Here is a 20283-nt window from a genome sequence, read left to right on the forward strand (position 1 = left end):
CGGTACAATTCTGTTTGGCGGGCCCCTGCGCATTGTGGCATGGTGAATCTGGTCAGGTCGGGAACGAAGCAGCCACAGCTATTTCCCGCAAGTGCCGCAGACAAGGCTCGCCTCTTAATTTTTCTCTTCTGCATCCAGCATCTCTGCATCTGCTTTTTTGCTTTCGCATCCTCGCCTGTGCTTGCGCGTTAGCCAGGTATCATTTCGCGGATTATTGCAGTACGTTATAGCGGTACCTAGCCATTGCAACTGATCGGCGATATTTACAATAACGTTCACAGACGTCTCCGAAGTTGAGGTTGCCTTCAGCATCGCTTCGAACTCCATGGTCAGAAGCAGCGCCGAAGCAGGAATACAAAAAGATCATTTCAAGCCTCGGTCGCGGCCGTTCGTACGCTAAATCCGATCGTGGTCATACCGTTCGCGCAAGACGCAAATACATTGCCGCCATGCATGGTTGCCACCGCTTGCACTATCGCCAGTCCGAGTCCGTATCCGTGATGTTCACCCTGATCGTGGCGCGCAGCGTCGACTCGATAAAAGCGATCAAACAATCGGTTTAAATGTGGTTCTGGAATCGGTTCGCCTGGGTTAGAAACGGCTATTTGCACTACATCGATCTGTTGTGTGATGGTGACAATAATCTGCGCGTTTGCACTCGAATGCTGAATCGCATTTTGAAGCAAATTGCTCATGGCACGCCGAAATAACGCTGTTTCAATCGGCGCTTCTACGCTGACATCGCCCGCGATGCAGACCGTCATGGCACATTCGTCTAAAATAAATTCAAAAAATTCGATGGTTTTACTGACTTGCAGTGTGATCGACGCCACGATCAAACCGGTAGCGTGCGTCCCCTGATCTGCGCGCGCGAGGAACAGCATATCGTTAATGATCGACCGCACCCGTTCCAGATCTTCCAGATTCGATTGCAACACTTCCTGAAATTCTGCGGCGTTACGCTCGCGCGAAAGGGCCACCTGCGTGGCACCAATTAAATTTGCCAGTGGCGTGCGTAGCTCGTGGGCGACGTCAGCATTAAACCCCTCTAGCTGCGTATAAGCGTTTTCGATGCGGTCCAATGCACCATTAAAAGTTGTTGCAAGATCCGATAATTCATCTGGCAAGCGGGCGACTTGCAAGCGTTGAGAGAGGGCCTTTGGACTTAATATTTGCGCCTCGTTTGAAAGCTGTTTCAACGGACGTAAGCCGAGTTGGGCAATCCAGTAACCGAGTAGCATGACTAGCGCGACACCCGCTAGTGACAAACTGATCAAGGCAATGACGAACGCACGCAAGGTATGAAAATACGGCTCTGAATCAATCCCGACGATCAAGCGTACCGGCGGACGTTGGTCAAAAGCTTCGATGGTTTTAGTCATCGTTAGCAATGGATATTCGCGCATGCGAAGCTGCATGGTGCCGGAGCCGTCGCGATCGCGCTGCAGATCGTCTATTTCGGCCAGCCCTTTGCCGTACTGAAAACGCCCGTCGTCGCTGAGAATCCAGAACCGACGGCTGCCGTCGGTGGGGGTCAGGGTGTCTAATTTAGCCTGAACGCGCGGCCAGCGTTCTACGCTACCGTTGTGTTCAATCATGTACTGCATATCTTGGAATATGGTATGCAATTCTTCCTGCTGATGTCGCTGAAGTTCGCTATGGACCACGCTGTAGAGGGACGCTCCGATCAACGAAAACGTCAATAGCGCGGCAGCGGCAAACATGACTACCAGACGCACTGTGATAGAACGCTTCATTCGACTTTTTCATCCTTTCTCAGTTCCAGCACATAGCCCATTCCGCGGATGGTGTGGAGCAACTTTGGACTAAACGGGATGTCCATTTTTGTCCTGAGCCGTTTGATGGCAACTTCTACGACATTGGTATTACTGTCGAAATTCATATCCCAGACCAGTTCAGCAATCGCGGTCTTGGACAAAATTTCCCCCTGGCGTCGCGCCAGCACTACCAACAACGAAAACTCCTTGGCTGTCAGATCAATCCGTGTGGCACCGTCTCCACGGTAAGCCTTGCGACTCAGCAGGTCAATTTGCAGATCGCCAATGCGGAGCTGAATCGGCTCCTGGGTTCTCCCGCGCCGCGCCAACGCTTGCAGCCGGGCCAATAATTCGAGAAAGGAAAATGGCTTTATCAAATAGTCGTCGGCACCATCATGCAATCCACGGATGCGGTCTTCGACGTGGTCGCGTGCGGTCAACATGATGACAGGCGTGTGTTTGAGAGTGCGCAATGCGCGCAAGACCGAAAAGCCATCGATTCCCGGTAACATAACATCGAGCACGATGACATCGTAATCATGCTGCAATGCCAGGTGTTGGCCATCGATGCCATTGTGGGCAAGATCGACGGTACAGCCTTGTTCAGTCAAACCTTTATACAGGTAATCGGCAGTTTTGAGTTCATCTTCTACTATGAGGATTTTCATACTTGGATCAGTCTCCGGTCCTTCATCCAGGGCCTGTCCCTGATACATCGCCACTATTTTATCGATAAAGCATCACGGCATTTTTAACGGGACTGACTTCCCCCAAAAAGACCGTGTTTGATATCAAACTTCTTACCTTATTCGAGTGCCGGCGTCGAATACCGGCATCAAGCCCCGGCATCAAGCACCGGCGCGGCGTTTTTTGCTGCGGCCTTGCGTTCCTTGCGCTCTTTCTTACGGCGTTCGTACCAGAAGTGAGTGCGATCCAGATACAGGTAAATAACCGGTGTCGTGAATAACGTCAAAATCTGCGACAGAATCAAACCGCCCACCATTGCATAGCCCAGTGGACGCCGCAATTCCGATCCGGCACCATGGCCTAACATCAGTGGCAAGCCGCTCAATAATGCACACATCGTGGTCATCATGATTGGGCGGAAGCGCAGCAGGCAAGCCTGGAAAATCGCATCTTCCGGTGACATTCCCTTTTCGCGCTCGGCCGTGAGCGCAAAGTCCACCATCATGATGCCATTTTTCTTCACGATACCAATCAATAATATGATGCCGATCAGCGCAATCACACTGAGATCATAGCCGCCCAGCATCAAAATCAACAGCGCACCAACGCCCGCGGACGGTAGCGTAGACAAAATTGTCAACGGATGGATATAACTCTCATATAGCAAGCCGAGCACAATATAGACGGCAACCAGCGCTGCAGCGATCAGGTACGGTTGCGATGACAGCGAATCGCCGAAGGCTTTAGCTGCGCCCTGAAACGCACCGCTCAAGGTATGCGGCACTTCCATTTCGTCCTGCGCTTTTTGAATCGCAGTGACGGCTTGACCAAGCGCCACCCCGGGTGCCAGATTAAAGGAAATCGTTACGGCGGGGAACTGACTTTGATGACTGATCGACAGATAGCCTGTCTTGGTTGTATCCACCTTGATAAACGTTGATATCGGTATCTGTTGCCCGGTCAATGGTGAGGTTATGTATAACTTGTCGAACAACGCGGGATCGGTCTGCAGTTTTGGTGTTACTTCAAGGACCACGTGATAGCTATTAACCTGCGTGAAATACTGCGCGACCTGACGCTGGCCGATGGCGTCATAAATAGTTGAGTCGATGAGGGCAGGGGAGATGCCAAAACTCGATGCACGCGCACGATCAATCGTCAGGCTGGCCGTGGCGGCTGCATTTTGCTGATCTGAGGCGACGTCCGTCAATTGTGGCAGCTGACGGAACCGTCCCAACAACTTCGGCGCCCATACGTCAAGCTCTGACAGCGATGAGTCGGTGATTGTGTATTGGTATTGGGTTCGGGATAAGCGTCCACCCACGTTGATATCTTGTCCGGCCTGTAAAAACAGATTGACGCCTTCAATGGATGCCAATTGCGGACGTAAACGTGTAATCACTTCATCGGCACTGGCAGTGCGTCCCTCATCTTTCGGCTTCAGGTTAATAAAGAAATTGCCGGTGTTGAATGTGGTCTGACCGCCGCTCATGCCGAAACCGGTGACATCAGGATCCTTGCGAATGACGTCAGCCAGTTTCAACATTCTGCCGTTCATTGATGAAAATGAAGCGTCTTGAGCGGATTCGGCAAAGCCGAAAATAAAGCCGGTATCTTGTTGCGGGAAAAACCCTTTTGGGATAATGACAAACAGTACAACAGTGGCGGCCAAGGTACAAAGAAACACGCACAGCGTAATGAATTGATGACGCATGACGACATGCAAGCCACGTTTGTAACCATTCAGCATGGCATCAAATCCGCGCTCAAACATCAGTGCCAGACGGCCATGTTTTTCGTCATGATGATTCCGTAAAAAGCGTGAGCAAAGCATTGGTGTCAAGGTCAGCGAAATAATCACTGATATCACGATAGTCAAAGTCACTGTAATGGCAAACTCGCGGAACAATCGACCGACAATACCACCCATTAGCAGCAGGGGAATAAACACCGCTATCAGAGAAACCGAAATCGAAATAATCGTGAACCCGATTTCACCCGCGCCCTTGTAGGCGGCTTCCATCGGCGACATTCCCTCTTCGACGTAACGGTATATATTCTCCAGCATCACAATCGCATCATCGACTACAAATCCGACCGCGATAGTGAGTGCCATCAGTGATAAATTGTCGAGACTAAAACCAATCAGGTACATCACTGCCGCCGTTCCCATCAAAGCCAACGGCACCGTGACGCTTGGAATTAACGTTGCAGGAATATTCCGCAGAAACATAAAAATAACCATCACCACTAAGGCGATCGTCAACATCAGGGTCAGTTCAACATCGAGCACTGACGCACGGATAGTCTGGGTACGGTCGATGATGGTATTGATGCGTACTGCTGGCGGAATGGCTGCCTGCAATCGCGGTAAGGCGGCCTTGATCCGATCTACCGTTTCGATCACGTTTGCACCGGGCTGCTTGGTAATCGCCAGCACGATCGAGCGTCCGTTGATCACGGTGCTATCCTCGGGTGCCGCCTTTCCTGCGAAGGCCCAGCCTGCAACCTTCATGTTCTCTGGCGCATCAATGGCGATACCGATATCGCTTACGCGAATGGGTGCCCCGTTTTTATACGCCAAAACCATGTCGTTCCAGGGCTTTGCTTTTAGTAATTGGTCATTGGTGTAGACGGTGAAACTTTGCTTGTCGCCATCAATCGTCCCCTTTGGTTGATTGACGGTGGTGCTGGCGATAACGCCACGGATATCTTCCAGGTTCATACCCAGCGCGGATAGTTTGGTAGGGTCGACCTGAATGCGGATAGCCGGTTTTTGCGCACCGCCGATGTTCACCAGACCAACCCCGGTGATTTGCGAAATTTGCTGGGCCAGAATATTGTCGGCGTAATCGTTCACCTCAATCAATGGCAAGGTTGACGATTGCACCGCCATCACCAGAATTGGCGAATCTGCCGGATTGATTTTGCGGAACGTCGGCGGATTCGGCAAGTTAGCGGGTAATTGACCGCTAGAAGCATTAATCGCTGCCTGTACATCCAGCGCCGCAGCGTCGATATTGCGGTTCAGGTCAAACTGCAATGTGATTTGAGACGAGCCAAGCGCGCTGGCCGAAGTCATCTGCGACAGACCCGCAATCAGTGAAAACTGCCGCTCTAATGGTTGGGCAACGTTGGACGCCATCGTTTCCGGGCTTGCACCGGGCAAATTCGCCGAGACTTGAATCGTAGGGAAATCGACCTGTGGCAATGGTGCGACCGGTAACAAAGGCCACACTGCAACACCCACCAGCATAATGGCAATTGCCAACAGCGTCGTCCCGATAGGACGTTTGATAAAAGCAGCTGAGACGCTCAATTGACTGCCCCTTTTGCTGGCGCGGCCTGCTTTGTGCTTTCAACAATCTTGACACCAGGCTTGAGCTTGTATTGACCGTCAATGACTACTCGCTGACCATTGGTCACGCCCTTGTCGATAACCGCAATGCCTTCTTGTATCTGGAGCACATGAACCGGTTGCGGTTTGACGCTGGTGTCTGCGTTGACGACATAGACGTAAGTTCCATCCTGACCACGCTGAACAGCCGCACCTGGCAGCGTTAGCGCTTGCGGAATATCTGTCAGATAAAGGCGGATGTTGACATATTGCCCCGGCCATAACACATGAGTTGGATTGTCGAAGGTTGCCTTGAGCTGCACCGTTCCTGACGTGGTATCGATTTGATTGTTGAGCAGGGTCAAGCGACCTGTAGCAAGTGCCTGATTACTCTGGCGATCATAAGCGGCCACTTTTAACGGCAATTGCGTACCGTGGAGCGCTTTATTGATGGCCTGGAAATTTTCTTCCGGTAATGTGAACAACGTGGTGATCGGATCGATTTGATTGATCACGACCAGGCCGTTGGCATCGGCAGCGTGAACGATATTTCCCGCATCGACCAGGCGCGCACCGACACGGCCGCTAATCGGCGCACTGATAGTGGTATAGCTCAATTGCACCTTAGCGTAGCTGATCTGTGCATCATCAGTTTGTAGCGATGCTTCAAGTTGGGTCACTAACGCTTTTTGTGTGTCCAGTGTTTGTTGCGTCGCTGCATCTTGCGAACGCAGCACGGTGTAACGCTGCAAATCGAGTTTGGCATTGCTACGTAATGACTGGTCTTTGGCTTTTTGCGCCTGTGCCTGATCCAGTTGCGCTTGCACTGCACGTGGATCGATCTGAACCAGCAATTGTCCCGCTTTGACGTCTTGTCCCTCGACAAAAGCAACTTTATTGAGTTGACCGTCTATTCGCGTTCTGACGATGACGCTAGCGTTAGCAGTCACGGTTCCGACTCCGCTCAAATAAATCGGTACATCTTGTTGCTTGACCAACGCAGTGGTCGCTTCGACCGGTGGAACTGTACTAGGAGCTGCAACTACTTTATGCTTTTCTTTCCAGATCCCGGCTGCGATCAAGATCAGGAGAACAGCGCCGATGATATGTGTTGAACGACGATGGAAAAATGGTTTGGACATGTGATTACTCATGAAATTAATTGGTTTTATTAGTTTGGACAACCGGCTTGTCCTGGGCGTTTTGTGCCGCGTCATTTTTGGCGGACAGGCTATTTCGAGCGTCGTTGTTCGTCGCGTCTTTGGTGAGCGATCTAGCATCCCATCCGCCGCCAATGGCTTTGATCAAACCGACGCTGGCGACCAGTTGGCGACCGCGTATCTGGACCGCTGTACGCGCGTTAGTCAACGCTATCGTTTGCGCGGTGGCGACATTTAAATAGGTCGTGGTACCGGCCTGGTATTGACTCAGCGCCAACCGCTCCGCAAGTTGCGAGGCAGCGACCGCCTGATCCTGTACCGACCCTTCCTGATCAAGTACATGTAAAGTCGTCAGGTTATCTTCAACATCTTGAAAACCGCTTAAAACCGTCTGTTTGTATTGCGCAACCGCGGTGTCGTATGACGCGATAGCCTGGGCGGTATGCGCACGGCGTAATCCACCGTCGAAAATCGTTTGTGCCAGCGATGCGCCAAGCGACCATACACGACCTGGGGTATCAAACCACATTGCCAGGCTGCCAGCAGTGTATGCACCGTTGGCACCTAGCATGAAGGCCGGGAAATACGCCGCTTTAGCGACACCAATGTTGGCATTGGCAAGTGCGGCCCGGCGCTCGGCGCCAGCAATATCCGGACGTCGCTCAAGCAGGTCCGAAGGCAGGCCGGGCGGAACGAGCGGCAAATGTGCGACCAACGCCGACATGGAAGCGGAGGGAACCGCTGGAAGCGAAAAGGCGGCCGGTGATTTGCCGGTTAATATGGCAATCGCGTGTTCCAACTGACCGCGCTGGGCATTCAGATCGATAGCCTGCGCCTGCGCAGTCTTTAATTGCGCTTCGGCTTGCGCCACATCGGAGCGTAAAGCAACTCCGGCGTTGTACTGGTTTTGAGTCAGTTGCAGCGAGCGCGTAAAGGCTGCATCGGTACGCGCATATAAATCCTTGAGCTGATCTGTTATCCGTAGTTGCAGATAGTCTTGAGCAAGGGTGGTCTGGATGCTCAGTCGCGCGGCCGCAAGATCGGCTGCGCTGGCCTGCGTCCCGGCTTCGCCGGATTCCACGGCGCGTCGAACACTGCCCCAGATATCCGGCTCCCAACTAGCGTTGATGGATGCGCTGTAATTATTATTAAGCGCACGAACGCCACCTGTGTCGGTCTGGGCACGACCTACCCCAACCCCGACGCCTGCGGTCGGCCAAAAGCCTGAACGGGCAACATCGGCGGTGGCACGTGCCAGACGATATTGGGCTTCAGCCTGGCGAATATTTTGATTGGCCCGATTTGCCTCGACGATGAGCGCATTCAGAGTGCTATCGCCATAAATCTCCCACCATTGCTGATTGGCATCGATCTGTTGCGGCGTCGCCGTTTTCCAGCCGGTATCTTCCTTGAAGGCGACAGGCGTGTCGATTTGCGGCCGCACATAATCGGGACCGACTGCACACCCACCCAATAAAGTGACAAACGCCGCTACCAGCGCGGCATTCCTTGTGGTTTGTGGCGCGAATGCTGACAATTTTGTTGCCGCACGCGATGTCACGTGCGCAAGTTGACGGGGATATATTTTGTTCGAGGTCATGGCCTGCATTGAGCGGTTGGGCTATCGGTGGAATGCCATCCGTCAATGCAAGTAGCTGCCGGAAGGGCATGTATACCGTCGTACTGTAAGCGCCGCGAGGGAACGTCAGGCTGTCATGAATATGACAAATTTGTCAGTTTCGGAGAAAGAATTCCGTACGGCAATGAATATTATCATCGCACGTCTGACGACTATATTTGGGCCTCCAGCAGGCACCAATAAACCGTTACATTTGCTTTGTATGTGCGTTGTAAATACAACGCAAAAATCTTCACTCACAGCCTGACTTCTTTTCCGTGCCGAATACGCAGAGCGCTGATAATGGTCGCTAGCAGGGTCGCTGAAGCCGCAATCCAAAGTGACAAATGAACCGCGCTGGCATCGATCAACGCAGAATTAGCGGAAGCAGAATCAAGCGTACCGGCTAGTCGGCTGCTCGCTGCAGTCAATGCGATGGCGACTAGTGCCGCCCCCAGCGACTGGCCGAAGGTGCGGGCGATCGCCAGTACACCCGAGGCTGTGCCGCTGCGCGAACGCGGGGCATTGCTCATCATTTCTCGATTATTCGGACTTTGGAAAAAACCGAATCCCAGGCCGCAGATGAAAGCACGCCAGATGATGTCCAGCACTGATGGGTGCGCGCCGAGACAGGCCAGTAGTACCAGGCCGAGTGTATAGACAGCCAGACCCCAGGTTGAGAGTAATGCCGCCGGATAATGATCGGCTAGTCGCCCCGCAATCGGGGCAGTGATGACGATTGCCACCGGCCATGGCGTAAATAGCGCGGCCGACATCAGTGGACTGAAGCCGTAAGCGCCCTGAAATAAAAACGGTAGCGCAATAAAGGCAATTCCCTGACCCACGAACGAGCACAGTGAGGTGGCAACGGCCATCGAAAATCGTATCGAAGAAAAAATATCTAAAGGTAACAGAGGTGCCGGGGCGCGTTTTTGGCGGTAAATGAATAGCACGACTGTGATCAGGGCGACAATCGCAAGTAGTAATTCATTAAGGATACTATCGTGCCGCGACAAGCCATCTACGGCCATTACGATGGCAGCCAATGCCAGTGCCGATAGCACTGCGCCGGGAATATCGAATTTGCCGCCGCGACCGCGATCGGATGGCAACACTTTACGGGCCAGCGTCAAAGTGAGGATGCCTATTGGCACATTGACAGCAAATAGCCAGGGCCAACTCAACACCGATAGCATCGCACCACCAATAGCAGGACCAGCTGCGAGGGACGAAGCGACCACCATTGCATTGATGCCGAGCGCTGATCCCAGCAAACGGGTGGGAAAAATATTTCGATACAACGCCGGGCCGATACTCATGGCCGCCGCCGCACCGATCCCTTGTATAAACCGCAAAATGTTAAGCGTCATCAATGACTCTGATAAAGCGCAACCGAGCGAGCTTAGCGTGAATAACAGAATGCCGCCCATATACAAACGGCGAAAACCAATCACGTCGCCGAGCGACGCAAAAGCCACCATGGTCATCGCGCCAGCCAAAATATAAGCATTGGCAATCCAGACCGCTGCTGATGGTAAAACGTGCAAATCACGTGCAATGATGGGAAGCGCAACGTTGACGATGGAGCCGTCCAGGACTGTCATCCCGGTTCCCAGAACCATGACAATGATAGCGACGCGCCGCCGGGCACCGGCAATCCCGTCATCGCCTTCCAGGTCTGTAAAAAGTCTACTCATGGTGTCGGGCGCAGGCGCTTGCGGTGGCAGTGGCAGGCCTTCGCTGGATGGTGACGCGAAATAGTAGAAGACACGGGAGAAGTCCAGGTTGACAGACGATTAAGAGTATTACGCTAGAGCAGGATTATTACATGTTGCACATTTTTTTGCCGATACGGTCCCGGTAATGCGGATTTGCCCTTGTACCTTACCCATCTGATCGGTGTGCCAAAGGCGCTTATTGAAATCAAGGCAAGTCGCAGTCGGTAATGTGGGCAATAATCACCTTCTTAATCACCTTCTTTTTTCATTAAGAATTGCCTCCGATTGAGGTATAATTCGAATTTCCCGCATGTGCCGTTCGGCACCATCCGCAATGACCAAGTTTGTATTTGTTACTGGCGGCGTCGTGTCTTCCCTAGGTAAAGGGATTGCCGCCGCTTCCCTCGCCGCGATCCTCGAATCGCGTGGCCTAAAAGTCACCCTCATTAAACTCGATCCGTATATTAACGTTGATCCAGGCACCATGAGTCCGCTCCAGCACGGTGAAGTTTTTGTCACCGACGACGGCGCTGAGACTGACCTCGATCTCGGCCACTATGAGCGTTTTATTACAACGCGCATGAAGAAAGTAAATAACTTTACTACCGGCCAGGTTTATGAATCTGTCATTCGCAAGGAACGTCGTGGTGAATACCTCGGCAAAACCGTGCAAGTGATTCCACATATCACCAACGAAATTCAGGATTACATCCATCGCGGCGCAGAAGGATTTGATGTAGCGCTGGTGGAAATCGGCGGTACCGTTGGCGATATCGAGTCGCTGCCGTTTCTTGAAGCTGCCCGTCAGTTAAGTTTGCGTGCCGGTCGCAAGGCCGCAGCATTCGTGCATTTAACACTGGTGCCTTACCTGCCATCCGCGGGCGAATTGAAAACCAAGCCAACGCAGCACAGCGTGCAAAAATTGCGTGAAATTGGTATTTTGCCCGACGCGCTTTTGTGCCGCGCAGACCGTCCTATTCCAGACGAAGAGCGCGCCAAGATTTCGTTGTTCTCCAACGTTGAAAGCGCCGCGGTGATTTCAGTGTGGGATGTCGACACCATCTATAAAATTCCGCAAATGCTGCATGATCAGGGCTTGGACGCAATCATTTGCGAAAAGCTCGGCTTGGTGCCAAAACCGGCGGATTTGACGATGTGGACCAACCTGGTCAGCGCGCTGGAAAATCCAAAGCATGAACTCACCATCGGCATGGTCGGAAAATACGTTGATTTGACCGAATCGTATAAATCCCTGACAGAGGCCTTGCGCCACGCTGGGATTCATACTGAATCGCGCGTCAATATTGCGTATCTGGATTCCGAAGAAATCGAAGCCAACGGCGCCAGTTCGCTGATGAAATACGATGCCATTTTAGTACCAGGTGGCTTCGGTAAGCGTGGTGTAGAAGGCAAGATCATGGCGGCCCGCTTTGCGCGTGAAAATAAAATACCTTATCTCGGTATTTGTCTCGGCATGCAAGTCGCTTTGCTCGAATATGCGCGTAACGTGGCTGGTCTGACATTGGCAAACTCCACCGAGTTTGACGAGAAAACCGAACAGCCGGTCGTTGCCCTCATTAACGAATGGCAAAATCATGATGGTAAAGTTGAAACCCGTGACGCCCAATCGGATCTGGGTGGAACGATGCGTTTGGGCGCACAAACTTGCCAGATCAGACCGAATACGTTAGCGTCTGAAATTTATGGTTCTACGGTAACCGAGCGGCATCGCCATCGGTATGAAGCCAATAATCATTATCTGGAGCGTATTGAAGCGGCTGGTTTGGTGGTTTCGGCACGTACACCTACCGAAGATTTATGCGAAGTAATGGAATTACCTCGCACGGGCGAGCATGCCCATCCCTGGTACGTGGGCGTCCAATACCATCCTGAATTCAAGTCCACACCGCGCGATGGACATCCATTGTTTATCTCGTTTATTTCGGCGGCGTTGGCACATCAGCAAGCTCTTGCCAGCAATCCAAAGGCTTAAGGGCAAATCCTGAGCGTAAGATTTTGAGGTTTCTCGCATAAAATCCATAGGCGTCATCATTTTGAAATGATGGCGCGTCACTATGGTTAAGTTACAGTATTGGCTTCAAAGCGGTAGGCCGTGGTCAGTCTGGCAACAATAGACCAACGGAGAAGTAACTAAGGAGTAACTTATTCTTGTTGGTCTTTTGGAATGTATTCCACGCAACCATTGAAATATGAATCTGGATCTTGGCTAAGCAGGTGTTCACACTTGTTGAGACGGACACCAAGTCACGTATTAATTAAGACGCATCATTACGGAGAAAGAACTACATGAGTGCAATTGTTGACATTATCGGCCGCGAAATCATTGATTCACGCGGCAATCCAACTGTCGAATGCGACGTCTTGCTGGAATCCGGCGTCATGGGTCGCGCATCTGTGCCCTCCGGCGCTTCGACCGGTTCCCGCGAAGCAATCGAATTGCGTGATGGCGACAAAAATCGCTATGGCGGTAAGGGCGTACTGACTGCCTGCGAACATATCAATACCGAGATTTCCGAAGCGATCATGGGGCTGGATGCGAATGAACAAGCTTTCCTTGACCGTACGCTGATTGATCTTGACGGTACAGAAAACAAAGGCCGTTTAGGCGCAAACGCCATGTTGGCAGTCTCTATGGCGGTCGCTAAAGCGGCAGCTGAAGAAGCCGGTTTGCCGCTTTATCGTTATTTCGGCGGTAGCGGCGCGATGCAAATGCCTGTTCCGATGATGAACGTGATCAACGGCGGCGCGCATGCGGACAACAATCTCGATATTCAAGAGTTCATGATTATCCCGGTTGGCGCTCCAAGCTTCCGCGAAGCGATTCGTTACGGCGCGGAAGTATTTCACGCGCTGAAGAAAATCCTGCAAGACAAAGGGCTGACCACTTCAGTTGGCGACGAAGGCGGTTTTGCGCCATCGGTTGCCAGCCACGAAGAAGCATTGAAGCTGATCATTCAGGCAATTGAAGCGGCTGGCTATGAGCCGGGTACGCAAATCGCACTGGGTCTGGATTGCGCTGCCAGTGAGTTCTACAAAGACGGCAAATACATTCTTGCCGGTGAAGACATGACATTGACGAGCGCCCAATTTACCGGTTTGCTGGCGTCATGGTGCGATAAATACCCGATCATCAGTATCGAAGACGGTATGGCTGAAGACGATTGGGACGGCTGGAAACTTCTTACCGAGACTTTGGGTAAAAAAATACAACTGGTCGGCGACGATCTGTTTGTGACCAATACCAAGATTCTGCGCGAAGGCATCCAAAAGAATATCGCCAACTCGATCCTGATCAAGATCAACCAGATTGGAACGCTGACAGAAACGTTTGCTGCAATTGAGATGGCAAAACGCGCTGGTTACACTGCGGTGATCTCGCACCGTTCAGGTGAAACGGAAGATTCAACGATCGCGGATATCGCCGTCGGTACCAATGCATTGCAGATCAAAACCGGCTCAATGTCGCGTTCTGATCGCATGGCTAAGTACAATCAACTGTTGCGTATTGAAGAAGATCTGGGTGATATAGCGAGCTACCCGGGCCGGTCAGCTTTCTACAACTTGAAGTAAAAGTCATTAATACGGTTTAATGCAAGAGACCGGCTAGCGCATTTTGCGAAGCGCTGGCCGGAGTTGCATAGCTTGAATATGGATTATTAATGCGTCTTATCGCTATTTGCCTGACAGTGTTATTGATGTTGATCCAGTATCCTTTGTGGCTGGGAAAAGGCGGCTGGTTGCGGGTCTCGGATATGGGGCAGCAAGTAACCAATGCGCACGATAAAATTGATGAGCTGAAAGCCAGGAATGCCAAGCTGGATTCAGAAGTGCATGATTTAAAAGAAGGTACCGGCGCCATTGAAGAACGCGCTCGTAGCGAGTTAGGCATGATCAAACAGGATGAAATTTTCGTCCAGGTGCTAGACCCAAATAATACTGAAGTATTATCCACGCTCAAAGAAGCGCAAATGCTGTCCGATAAAGTCGGCGCTGCGATTCCGGCTAAAACGCCACCAGAAGAAAAACGATCCGGCGGCCCACTGGGGGCTAAATCAACGGCGAAACCAGTGTCTAAGCAGGCGCAGGCACAAACAAAGGCAAAAGCTGCTCAATACATTGAGCAGCAAGTGCGTGATTAATTGTTCGTTGCCGTAACAAGTGAGAGCAGATACCTACCAGCAGCGCTAGAAGGCTGCTGCTATTTCAGCAAGGCGCAGTGCCCTTGCTTAATGCTTAATGCTTAATGCTTAATGCTTAATGCTTCCGGTACCCAATAAGGTCTGTGCCGGTGCGCTGGTTGCAAACAGGTGAGCGCAGTCGACCTTGTCAAAAGCATAGTTTTGTCCGCAAAAATCACAATCAACCGAAACATTGCCCAATTCAGCAATCGCCTCATCGACCTCTTTCTGTCCCAGCATTTGCAACATGTTGCCCACTTTTTCGCGCGAACAGTTGCACACGAAACTTGGATGTTGCGGTTCAAAAACGCGAACTGTCTCCTCCCAGAACAAGCGCCGTAATAACGTTTGAATATCGGTCGACAACATCTCGGCAGGGCGTAAAGTCGCACCGAGCATGGAGACGCGATTCCAGCTTTCGAGCGGATCTTCTTCTGTAAGTCCTACCCCGCCATGGTTAGGAAGCTTTTGCAGCAGCAAACCACGCGAGACGTTGGCGTCCGCCGCCAGCCACAACTTGGTATCGAGTTGCTCTGAACGCAGCATATAATTTTCGATCACCTCGGCAACGTTGTCACCATCAAGTGGCACGATGCCTTGATAAGGTTGCTGTCCCGGCATCTTATCTTGCGGGTCCAGTGTTATGGCGAAGCGACCGTGGCCATTCACATTCACCAGTTGCGCCAGTGTGGCACCGTCCTCAACCACCGCATCAGGGACCAGCTTGGCTGTGGCACGCATCTGCAATTTGGCATCGCATTCAACCACCAACAGGCGAATCGGACCATCGCCATGGATTTGCATCACGATCACGCCATTGAATTTCAAATTGGCACTGAGTAAGGCAGCCGCAGCCATCATTTCACCGAGCAAAGTCATCACCGCAGGCGGATAGTTGCGGCGTGCCAGGACCTGTCGCCAGGTGTGCGATAACTCCACCAGTTCGCCTCGCACCGAGGCATTTTCGATCATGAATTTCTGTAAATTGTCGCTGCTGTTATCCATCGCGTGCTTTATACCTTCTTCGGTCATTGTTGTTAGCCGATTTTCTTAAGTTGAGTTTTATATTCTTGTGCGCGTTTCGCGTACGTTTGTGCGGCCCCCGCCAGCATTGCAAGTTCTTGTTCGGTCAACAGCCGTGCGACCTTCGCCGGAGTGCCAATAATCAATACATTGTCGGGAAATTCCTTGCCCTCGGTGACCAGGGCACCCGCTCCGACCAGACTATTTTTTCCGATCTTCGCCCCGTTAAGGATCACAGCCTGGATTCCGATTAAACTGCCTTCACCAATCGTGCATCCGTGCAACATTACCATATGACCAACGGTGACATTTTCTCCGATGGACAATGGATAGCCGTGATCGGTATGCAAAACGGAATTCTCTTGTACATTACTGCCGCGACCGACGGTAATAAGGTCGTTATCACCCCGAATTGATACACCGAACCATATGCTGGCATTCGCCTCGATCTTCACTTTACCAATCAGCGTAGCGCTATCGGTAATGTAGGCCGATGGGTCAACGTCAGGGCAATTGTCGCCAAGTTGGTAGATACTCATATTTCTCCGTAGAATGTGGGTGATGCGCTAAATGGCAGGAAGACTCGGTAGTTGATTTAATTTTATGTGCCTACCTTGTTTGAAACTATCGATTTATTCCTGCGCTTGCTTTTTCCGTCGTTTATTTGCCGCTTTTTTGCTGCATATTTATTAATTACGACATGCTTTTGTGCAACATAAACGTGCAATTATCCTTAAAAAACCTATTTTACCGCTGCTAGCATGAAGAGTATGTCTGATCCCATTTTTGTTGTTCCAGAATCTCAGTTGAGCGCCCAAATTCCTTCGCCGGCGCAGCCAGACCTTAGCCCTGATTTGCGTGCTACCGCCTTGCGCTGCCTGCTGCTGCGTGATCCGGCAGCGAAAGTGGCGGCGGTGGCAACGTTAAACGCTGAGTTCAAAAAAGGCACACTTGCGCCAGAGGCGAGCGCCGTGCTCATCTCCGATGCCGAAGCGGCGGCTATTCCTGGGCGCCCACCGAGGCCCGAACTCGTACTGCCGAAAACATTGAAACATCGCTCAATGCGGACCGAAGAGGGCCGCGCTGCATTGATCCACGCCTTAGCGCACATTGAGTTTAACGCAATCAATTTAGCACTGGATGCGATCTGCCGCTTTTCCGATATGCCAGATGAGTATTACACGGACTGGCTCAGCGTAGCGACGGAGGAAGCGCAACATTTTGACATGCTGTCGCGACATTTACAGATGTTGGGTTTTGCCTATGGTGATTTCCCCGCGCATAACAGCATGTGGGAAATGGCAGGAAAAACCCAGTCTGATATTTTGGCGCGAATGGCGTTAGTCCCGCGCACTTTAGAGGCCCGTGGGTTAGACGCCACCCCAGCCGTGCGAGCCAAAATCGCCCAAGCTGGCGACTTGGCTGCAGCGGAGATTCTCGACATCATTTTGCGGGAGGAGGTGGGTCACGTTGCGATCGGTAACCATTGGTACAACTGGTTGTGTGAAGTGCGTCAGCTAGAGCCGATAGCGACTTTTGCCAAACTGGCATTAGCATACGAGGCACCAACCTTGCGCGGACCGTTTAACCTGACAGCACGTCGTGCAGCAGGATTTTCGGAAGAAGAATTGCTGATCCTACAAGGCGAGTTCCAGCCTTAAGTATCGGTTTGTTTAAGAATAATTCGGATGAGTTCGGATTAAAACAGCCCTATCCAATGTGCCATTCAGAATGAATGTTTAGTGATACCAGCGTCTTTTTCCTGGGGGTTTCATGCTCTTCTGCATGTCGATCAATTTTGTTCCCGCAAGACGGTCGTGTAAAAATTGACGCTTAGGATCGAGATAAATGGTGAGCGACCAAACAACAAAATTCAATATCGGAATAATCGCCAGCATCCAGGTATGGGCACCGAAGGCCCAGGCAAGCGCAAGGCCAGGAAGAAACCATAGCCATGCGAGCAAGTAGCGCATGAATGCATCTTTTGCGTTCAGCGCGCTGCCATCTTTATTGACCAGTTGAAGACGCCAGGTTTTCATGGCCAGGGTCTGGCCGCCGTGACTCCAGCACCAGACAAAATACGCTGTCAAAACGACGAAAAGCCAAATTTGCTGTCCATGTCGCAGATATAACGCGTTGCGTTGTTGTAACAACGTTGAGAATAGCAAACCTGCGATGAATAAAATTCCGAACAGCAGCATCGCCTCATACATCATGCTGCCAAAGCGCCGTTTAAGCGAAGGCGTAGCGGAGACTGACGGAAGTGTTATTTCGATAGACGGTGCGGAAGAGTTCAAGGGACGATTATTTCTTTAAACGTGTTGCTATCAATATAGCGCAATGAAGGCGCTGAGCATCCGACCAATTCAAGCACAGGTCGCTTCAACAAATTAGCCCCGAGTTCCACAAGTCTACCAATTGTTATTTAATGGCCAATCGCATCCACTGGAGGCGCCACGGCGGCAGGCTGTGTTATCGCCCCGGCCTGGGGCGGAACCGGTTTAGGGGTTAATTGTATCGGTTTTGCTGGTTGCGGCTTAGCGGGAGGTGATAGTACTTGTGAGGTAACCCGTTTGCGATTATTCGCCGCCGCTGCTTCCGCTGCCAACTTTTGCTTTTCAGCTTCCGGCAGCTGTTGATATTCGGCCCAGCGCTTGGCTCTTTGCTCCGTATCGAGTTGTCTGTTGCGGGCGTAATTTTCGCGCACCAGTCGACGTTGCTCCGGCGTCAGATTGACCCAGTCATGCATCCGTTCCTGAACCCGTGTCTGCTCGGTCGCACTCAGGCGGCTAAATCGTTTGCTGATTTCAATCCACTTCTTCCGGGTAGACGGTTTTAGTTCATTCCAGCCGGATGCGAGCGGTGCCAACGTTAGCTTTTGCGCAGCAGTAAGATCCTCCCAGTTGGATTTGCTTTCGATCGGTTTATTGACCTTGGAAGGATTTGGTACTTTTGGCTTGATCGCCAATTCGCCTGTGGTGGTGGTGCTAACGTTAGCGCCCGCAGCGCTACTAGCACTAGTGGTGTCTGCAGCGTGTGAAGGGCGCATCAGGATTGCTATCGAGCCGGTTATCAACACCAACACAGTTAGCAAACTCAATATCAACGTACGCGATTTCGTAAGGCGCTTTAAAGATCCAAATTCGGTTTCAGCACCGCGACCCAAAGGCCCGGACGCCACCAGTCGCTCATCATTATTTTTTTTTGTGGGTAGCAGTGCCATTCTTATTCTTCATGCTTGGCAAGATAGGTATCAAAGCCGCGGTCCAGATAAGCGGAAGGCGGAACTTCATCTGCAAGCACAGCAGCGTCAATCGCCGCAATCTCGGTGATGCGATGTTGTTGCTCGTACTGGTACAAACCAAAAAATAACACCAGGCCGGCAAGTATCGGTGCGGCAACGCCCAATCGCGTCCACCAGGAAGCAGGCTGGGGGAAAAAGCTATTCGCTGTGCCTGCAACAACATTTTGCTGTGCTACCACGCGTAAAGGTTTGTCTGCTTTTTTGCGCGAGAGCGCCATTTGACGTGCGGCGGCCAACCGGTCCAATGTGGCTGTCGGCATGTCGTCGATGCGCTCGTTAAGCGCGTGGCGTACTTTGTACGCGAAATTGATTTCTTTGCTACTCATAAACTTATCCCTTTGGCCCTGAGCGCTTGCGCCAGGGTGTGTGTAGCACGAGAGCAATGTGTTTTTACACTGCCTTCAGAGCAACCCATTGCGGCGGCAGTCTCGGCGACATCCATGTCCTCCCAATAACGCATCAGGAAGGCTTCCCGTTGACGCCCGGGGAGCTTTTGCACCTCCAGATCGATTATTTCCAGGATTTGCTCTCGTTCGAGCTGGGATGAGCTGGACTCGGCTGCTTGTGAGCCGTCCTCTGATTCATACGTTTCGAGGACGTCATAATCTTCATCGCTGGACTTGTCATGACCCATGTTCGAAAAAAGACTGACCCACGTGTTACGTACTTTTTCACGACGAAAATAGTCGAGGATCGTGTTTTGCAAGATACGCTGAAACAACATCGGTAATTCGGCCGATGGTTTGTCCCCGTATTTTTCCGCAAGTTTAATCATCGCGTCCTGGACAATGTCCAGCGCTGATTCGTCCTTGCGGACTGCGTACACAGCTTGCTTGAAAGCGCGTCGCTCTACATTTTCGAGAAAATCTGAAAGTTCTTTATCGGTTGCCATGCATTGTGGCGCGCGTTTCACCGTGTGTCATACAAAGTGTCATTCGCTGCCAGCCAGTGAAGTTGTTCAGAATTTTGCTGCGTTATTGCGGGCAAACTAATTTTAACGTGTCTTGAGAAATCGCAATCCATTCGCTCGCCGGACTGGCGCGTGCCAATTAAATTTATTGATGCCTCTGGTCGAATCGTTAAAGTGGGGATTTTTAAGCTGATCGAATGCTATCAAAAATACAGCGCTCGTGGGGCATTAATACCAAATAATGTTCAATTAGCGCAGAATTTACATGCTTTATCGTGAAATTGGCTTGACCAAAATGAAAGTACGCATTATGGTATCACTCCACTTCAGCATCCTGAAGTGTACCCATGGTCTTTTCGCCGTTAGCGCAAGATGCTGACTTGCGATAAGACGCGCTTCATATTTGAAAGCTGTTTGCTCTAACCCGTGCCACAAGCGCGAGAGAATGAATGTGTTGCTTCAAGGTAATTGGCTGAACGAGTCGCGCGAAGCGTCATTTTGAATCGTATCTACGGATACGCAACGACATGCCGTGAATGCACAAAAAAG

General features: G+C 51.5%; 16 protein-coding genes, 1 other RNA gene and 1 pseudogene. 5 read left to right on the top strand and 13 right to left on the bottom strand.

Annotated elements, in window-relative coordinates:
* The first annotated feature begins 16 nt into the window (after nt 1-16).
* Nucleotides 17-115, top strand: an RNA gene (gene ffs / locus JQN73_RS15455) — signal recognition particle sRNA small type.
* Here the strand turns inward: ffs and JQN73_RS15460 are convergent.
* The 7 genes from JQN73_RS15460 to JQN73_RS15490 form a co-directional block, all read right to left on the bottom strand.
* Nucleotides 115-279, bottom strand: coding sequence for a hypothetical protein (locus JQN73_RS15460; RefSeq protein ID WP_205319742.1), 165 nt, complete (start codon nt 277-279; stop codon nt 115-117). The genes ffs and JQN73_RS15460 overlap by 1 nt on opposite strands.
* An 89-nt stretch (nt 280-368) precedes the next feature.
* Nucleotides 369-1757, bottom strand: a complete 1389-nt coding sequence (locus JQN73_RS15465; RefSeq protein WP_205319743.1) for a heavy metal sensor histidine kinase — start codon at nt 1755-1757, stop codon at nt 369-371.
* The gene (locus JQN73_RS15470) at nt 1754-2446 is read right to left on the bottom strand and encodes a heavy metal response regulator transcription factor (RefSeq protein WP_205319744.1); all 693 of its coding nucleotides are present in this window, start codon (nt 2444-2446) and stop codon (nt 1754-1756) included. The genes JQN73_RS15465 and JQN73_RS15470 overlap by 4 nt, the downstream gene beginning before the upstream one ends.
* A gap of 167 nt (nt 2447-2613) precedes the next feature.
* Nucleotides 2614-5784: an efflux RND transporter permease subunit gene (locus tag JQN73_RS15475; RefSeq protein ID WP_205319745.1), complete on the bottom strand. Its 3171-nt coding sequence runs from the start codon at nt 5782-5784 to the stop codon at nt 2614-2616.
* Complete coding sequence (locus JQN73_RS15480; RefSeq protein ID WP_240162287.1) at nt 5781-6944, bottom strand: efflux RND transporter periplasmic adaptor subunit; 1164 nt, start codon at nt 6942-6944, stop codon at nt 5781-5783. Before JQN73_RS15480 ends, JQN73_RS15475 begins: the two co-directional genes overlap by 4 nt.
* Before the next feature lie 16 nt (nt 6945-6960).
* Entirely contained in the window at nt 6961-8562 is a 1602-nt protein-coding gene (locus JQN73_RS15485; RefSeq protein WP_205319747.1) for an efflux transporter outer membrane subunit, read from the bottom strand.
* A 275-nt stretch (nt 8563-8837) separates the two neighbouring features.
* Nucleotides 8838-10277 carry an MFS transporter gene (locus JQN73_RS15490; protein WP_205319748.1) on the bottom strand — a complete coding sequence of 480 codons (1440 nt, stop codon included), beginning with the start codon at nt 10275-10277 and terminating at the stop codon, nt 8838-8840.
* A gap of 355 nt (nt 10278-10632) precedes the next feature.
* On the opposite strand from JQN73_RS15490, the gene JQN73_RS15495 reads away from it, so the two are divergent.
* The 3 genes and pseudogenes from JQN73_RS15495 to ftsB form a co-directional block, all read left to right on the top strand.
* Nucleotides 10633-12291, top strand: a complete 1659-nt coding sequence (locus JQN73_RS15495) for a CTP synthase (RefSeq protein WP_205319749.1) — start codon at nt 10633-10635, stop codon at nt 12289-12291.
* A 314-nt stretch (nt 12292-12605) separates the two neighbouring features.
* The gene (gene eno / locus JQN73_RS15500; RefSeq protein WP_205319750.1) at nt 12606-13889 is read left to right on the top strand and encodes a phosphopyruvate hydratase; all 1284 of its coding nucleotides are present in this window, start codon (nt 12606-12608) and stop codon (nt 13887-13889) included.
* A gap of 89 nt (nt 13890-13978) precedes the next feature.
* A pseudogene (gene ftsB, locus JQN73_RS22810) lies at nt 13979-14251 on the top strand (cell division protein FtsB); the annotation flags it as partial.
* Between the two features lie 315 nt (nt 14252-14566).
* On the opposite strand, the gene hslO reads toward ftsB, so the two are convergent.
* Nucleotides 14567-15529, bottom strand: a complete 963-nt coding sequence (gene hslO / locus JQN73_RS15510; RefSeq protein WP_205319752.1) for an Hsp33 family molecular chaperone HslO — start codon at nt 15527-15529, stop codon at nt 14567-14569.
* 5 nt (nt 15530-15534) lie between these two features.
* The gene (locus JQN73_RS15515; RefSeq protein ID WP_205319753.1) at nt 15535-16059 is read right to left on the bottom strand and encodes a gamma carbonic anhydrase family protein; all 525 of its coding nucleotides are present in this window, start codon (nt 16057-16059) and stop codon (nt 15535-15537) included.
* A 231-nt stretch (nt 16060-16290) separates the two neighbouring features.
* Here JQN73_RS15515 and JQN73_RS15520 point away from each other — a divergent pair, with 231 nt between their 5' ends.
* Complete coding sequence (locus JQN73_RS15520) at nt 16291-17181, top strand: ferritin-like domain-containing protein (protein WP_205319754.1); 891 nt, start codon at nt 16291-16293, stop codon at nt 17179-17181.
* Nucleotides 17182-17259: 78 nt separating this feature from the next.
* On the opposite strand, the gene JQN73_RS15525 is transcribed toward JQN73_RS15520, so the two are convergent.
* The 4 genes from JQN73_RS15525 to JQN73_RS15540 all read right to left on the bottom strand — a co-directional run bounded on the left by JQN73_RS15525 (nt 17260) and on the right by JQN73_RS15540 (nt 19716).
* Entirely contained in the window at nt 17260-17817 is a 558-nt protein-coding gene (locus JQN73_RS15525; RefSeq protein ID WP_255542187.1) for an RDD family protein, read from the bottom strand.
* A gap of 128 nt (nt 17818-17945) precedes the next feature.
* Nucleotides 17946-18743: a DUF3106 domain-containing protein gene (locus JQN73_RS15530; protein ID WP_205319755.1), complete on the bottom strand. Its 798-nt coding sequence runs from the start codon at nt 18741-18743 to the stop codon at nt 17946-17948.
* Between the two features lie 2 nt (nt 18744-18745).
* Nucleotides 18746-19150 (bottom strand): DUF3619 family protein, encoded by a 405-nt coding sequence (locus JQN73_RS15535; protein WP_205319756.1) that lies wholly within the window; start codon nt 19148-19150, stop codon nt 18746-18748.
* Entirely contained in the window at nt 19147-19716 is a 570-nt protein-coding gene (locus JQN73_RS15540) for an RNA polymerase sigma factor (RefSeq protein WP_205319757.1), read from the bottom strand. The genes JQN73_RS15535 and JQN73_RS15540 overlap by 4 nt, the downstream gene beginning before the upstream one ends.
* Nucleotides 19717-20283: the final 567 nt, after the last annotated feature.

The organism is Glaciimonas sp. PAMC28666 (assembly GCF_016917355.1).
Taxonomy (GTDB): domain Bacteria; phylum Pseudomonadota; class Gammaproteobacteria; order Burkholderiales; family Burkholderiaceae_D; genus Glaciimonas.

Coding starts and splice junctions, on each gene's coding strand:
- JQN73_RS15485 (WP_205319747.1), bottom strand. CDS start 8,562: ATGACCTCGAACAAAATATATCCCCGTCAACTTGCGCACGTGACATCG.
- JQN73_RS15470 (WP_205319744.1), bottom strand. CDS start 2,446: ATGAAAATCCTCATAGTAGAAGATGAACTCAAAACTGCCGATTACCTG.
- JQN73_RS15535 (WP_205319756.1), bottom strand. CDS start 19,150: ATGAGTAGCAAAGAAATCAATTTCGCGTACAAAGTACGCCACGCGCTT.
- JQN73_RS15480 (WP_240162287.1), bottom strand. CDS start 6,944: ATGTCCAAACCATTTTTCCATCGTCGTTCAACACATATCATCGGCGCT.
- eno (WP_205319750.1), top strand. CDS start 12,606: ATGAGTGCAATTGTTGACATTATCGGCCGCGAAATCATTGATTCACGC.
- hslO (WP_205319752.1), bottom strand. CDS start 15,529: ATGACCGAAGAAGGTATAAAGCACGCGATGGATAACAGCAGCGACAAT.
- JQN73_RS15495 (WP_205319749.1), top strand. CDS start 10,633: ATGACCAAGTTTGTATTTGTTACTGGCGGCGTCGTGTCTTCCCTAGGT.
- JQN73_RS15530 (WP_205319755.1), bottom strand. CDS start 18,743: ATGGCACTGCTACCCACAAAAAAAAATAATGATGAGCGACTGGTGGCG.
- JQN73_RS15465 (WP_205319743.1), bottom strand. CDS start 1,757: ATGAAGCGTTCTATCACAGTGCGTCTGGTAGTCATGTTTGCCGCTGCC.
- JQN73_RS15490 (WP_205319748.1), bottom strand. CDS start 10,277: ATGAGTAGACTTTTTACAGACCTGGAAGGCGATGACGGGATTGCCGGT.
- JQN73_RS15515 (WP_205319753.1), bottom strand. CDS start 16,059: ATGAGTATCTACCAACTTGGCGACAATTGCCCTGACGTTGACCCATCG.
- JQN73_RS15520 (WP_205319754.1), top strand. CDS start 16,291: ATGTCTGATCCCATTTTTGTTGTTCCAGAATCTCAGTTGAGCGCCCAA.
- JQN73_RS15540 (WP_205319757.1), bottom strand. CDS start 19,716: ATGGCAACCGATAAAGAACTTTCAGATTTTCTCGAAAATGTAGAGCGA.